General features: G+C 66.3%; 2 protein-coding genes. One reads left to right on the forward strand and one right to left on the reverse strand.

The features are described from left to right. Positions 1-514 precede the first annotated feature (514 nt). Entirely contained in the window at positions 515-1,552 is a 1,038-nt protein-coding gene (locus VIM19_17125) for an IS110 family transposase (GenBank protein HEY5186578.1), read from the forward strand. Between the two features lie 965 nt (positions 1,553-2,517). Here the strand turns inward: VIM19_17125 and VIM19_17130 are convergent. After that, positions 2,518-2,871 (reverse strand): VOC family protein, encoded by a 354-nt coding sequence (locus VIM19_17130; GenBank protein HEY5186579.1) that lies wholly within the window; start codon positions 2,869-2,871, stop codon positions 2,518-2,520. Positions 2,872-3,405: the final 534 nt, after the last annotated feature.

The following is a 3,405-nucleotide window of genomic DNA, read 5'->3' on the forward strand; positions in this document are numbered from 1 at the left end:
GCCCGCCACCAGGCCCGTGACCTCGGTCAGCTCACGCAGCAAAGCCACGCCCGACCGCGACACCAAACCCGTCCCCGTGGCACTGACCTTGACCCGCTTGGACCACCGGTTACTCTTCACCTACGGAGTGCCTCTTCTGTGCGGTTTCCTCGGACCTTCGCAAGCCCAAGTTTCCCTTACAGGACAGGCACTTCCGTACTTTCAGACCCCGTGTCGCGGACCTCTACATGAAGTATCGAGGCTAGTGCAGCACGATGCAGGCCAGATCATCTTCAACGCGGACGGGTCCGTCGCAGCGATCCACGGTCCACATCCACAGTTCGAGGGCCAGACGTTCTGTTTCGCGTTGCTTCGTAGCCAACACCGGGACCTGGCGGTGACCTCAGCGGTGTGTCTGGGTCCGTCCGGCCCAAGCGCGCACTAGAAGTGATGCCATAACGGGGCGGGGCCTCCGCTCCTGTGGGCTTCTCCGAGAATTCGGACTGCTCACACCGCGACAAGAAGGAGGCCCGCGATGAGCAGTATCTCCGGAAGGCAAGTGGTCGGGGTAGACCTGCATTTGCACCGGTCGGTGGTCGGGATCATCGATGCAGACGGCGGCGAGTGCGGCTGGGTCCGGATCGACAACGACCCGGAGGCCTTGGTGCGTGAGTGCCGCAAGGCCGGCCGGGGGGCGCCGGTGGCGATCGAAGCGACCTACGGCTGGTACTGGGCGGTTGATGCTTTGCAGGCGGCGAAGTTCGAGGTGCATCTGGCACACCCCTATGGCATGAAGGCGATGCGATCTCGTAAGCGTGTGAAGACTGACCCGCGCGACGCCTATGAGCTGGCGAACCTGCTGCGACTGGGGTCGCTGCCGGAGGCGTATATCGCCCCGCCAGAGTTGCGCGAACTGCGCGAGCTGGTGCGGCATCGCCAGCAGCTGGTGAAGACCTCGACCGCGGTCAAGGCCGGGGTCCGGGCGCTGCTGGCCAAGCACGGCATCCGGTTGGCTGTCACCGACCTGGACGGTGATGCTGCGACCGAGATTCTCGCGGCGTTGCAGCTCCCGGGCACCTATGCGATCCGGCTGGCAGCCCAGCGACGTCTGATGCTGATGCTGGCCCAGGAGATCGACGCATGCGAACACGAGCTCGCTGACAGGCTGCGTCATCACCCGGGCTACTGCAAGCTGTTGGGCCTGAAGGGGATCGGTCCGGTGCTGGCGGCGATCTTCGTCGCCGAGATCGGTGACATCACCCGGTTCGACACCGCGGCGGCGTTGTGCTGCTGGGCCGGGATCACTCCGCGCCACTACGAGTCCGACCGGACCGTGCGCCGAGGTCACATCAGCAAGGAAGGCTGCAAGCTGGTCCGGTGGGCAGCCGTCGAGGCCATCCAACGCAATTGTGAGCCCGCGGTGAAGCAGGTCAAGGACGACATCATCGCCCGCCGCGGCACCGGTGCCCGCAACATCGCGAAGACCGCGGCGGCCCGGCGGATGCTCGAGGCGGTCTACTACACACTGCACGACGGCCAAGCGCGGTTCCTCACCCGCGCCGAGGCGGCGTGACACAGCAGTCTTCGTGCGGGCCGGGGAACGGCATGACCCACCAGCCGGTGCGGTCGAGGAAGTGAATGGCCCCACGACCCTGGACCCCCAGGGCTCCCGACGGCTTCATGCAGTCACCGCACGCGAAGGAATGCCTGGCAGCCCTGGCTGCCGTCGCTCGCGACTCTTGAGCTGAAGCCGACACCACAACCGAACAGCCGACGGCGCCGGCAGCACGATCTGCGTCGCCCACGAGACGGCTCAACACCGCTCCCGACCGGCCCTCACCGGCTGCGCGCGCTGCCTGTTGACCCGCCCCGCAGACAACGCCGCCCCACAACCAACCGATCCCGCTCAACGAAAGCTTGACGAACAAGCCCCGTTCATGAATGCCGATCACGGGCGCATCGTCCGATGCCGGGATCCGGCAGTAGGCGCGGGTTGTGCGCTTGGCCTTGGTCCCTTGCGGACGCGCCGGGGGGGCGGATGCTCGGAGCGTGAGGCTGCCTTGGCAGTGCCGAGTGCTCGGCCACGACTGGCGTCGGCAGGACGATGGCGACGCTCCGGAGTCGCTTGAGTTCTGCCGACGCTGCGGCAACGAGAAGCTTCTACTGGCGGTCCCGGTGAAGTTCCCCGGACATGGAGTCTCCCGGGTCGATCTACCACGAGGCAGCGGGCGTCCCCCCGTATCCACAACCTGACCAGTCATCGCACCGATGTGCCCGGTTATGACCGCGGCCCGGCCGGTCGGGCTGGTTGCGATTCCGCTGATGCCTTCGGTACACAGCGACGCTGGCGATCAGCAAGATCAGCGCTAGGCCGACGACGAGGATGGGTGTCCAGAAGGTGATCCAGCCGTCGAGAGGGGGCGGCTCGTTGCAGTCAGGCGATCCCGATGGGCAGCCCATGATGACGGCGGCGTGGAAGGCCATAGCGGCAGGGTAGGCCGTAGCCACCCGCACCGACGTGCCGTTTCAGCGAGGCGGCTAAGTGCGTTTGGTTGACAGCACACAGAACTCGTTGCCTTCGGGATCTGCCAGCACGACCCAGGATTGCTGCCCTTGGCCTACGTCCGCATGCCGAGCGCCGAGGCCCAGGAGGCGCGCGACTTCGGCCTGCTGGTCGTCAGGCCGAAAGTCCAAGTGGAGACGGTTCTTGCCGCCCTTCGCCTCTCCGACTGGTTCGAAGATCAGTCCGGGCAGCCGATCCGCCGTGGGCCGTATCTCGAACTCATCCGGCGCGTCATTCAGCACGACCCATCCGAGCGCGTTAGCCCACCACCGGCCCAACATCACCGGGTCCGCGGCGTCCATGACCACCTGCTCCCATTCCAGGCCCATCCTGGGAATCTACGGCCACCACGCTGCTAACGCACTACTGACCTTCACCCCTAGGTACGTGGCTTGCCGCTGAGAGTGCACGCGATGTGCCGATCACGGGCGGGTCGGGCTAGAGCGTGCCCTCATGGTGGGGGGGGAATGTTCATCTTCACCTCGCCTTCCTGGTCACGGATGATCGGATCCGTCCTGCGCGAAGGCTCTCGATCGTCCATCAGGTGTGCGAACCAGTGACCGAAGCGCCGCAGGGCCGTCAGGATGCGAGAGGGCGAGTCGCTGCTGATGAGTGGACGGTACTCCGCTCGCAATAGGGAACAGGGCACTCCGAAACCTCGCCCAAGGTCGGCACCGCCGCCCCGCCCCGATGTGCCTGATGGCGATCGGTGCTGAGGGCCCAGGTCATCTCGGCCCAGTGCCAGCCGCGCGACTGTTCTCCCGGTGCCCGGTCTCGGTCCGTCGGTGCAGCTGGCCCTGCTCGCTCGTACCCTGGGCGGGTGACGAAGAGTGCGCCGGCCACAGTGTCCGAGCTGTGGCGGG

The sequence above is a fragment of the Actinomycetes bacterium genome (assembly GCA_036510875.1).
Lineage (GTDB): Bacteria > Actinomycetota > Actinomycetes > Prado026 > Prado026 > DATCDE01.

Coding starts and splice junctions, on each gene's coding strand:
- VIM19_17130 (HEY5186579.1), bottom strand. CDS start 2,871: ATGGGCCTGGAATGGGAGCAGGTGGTCATGGACGCCGCGGACCCGGTG.
- VIM19_17125 (HEY5186578.1), top strand. CDS start 515: ATGAGCAGTATCTCCGGAAGGCAAGTGGTCGGGGTAGACCTGCATTTG.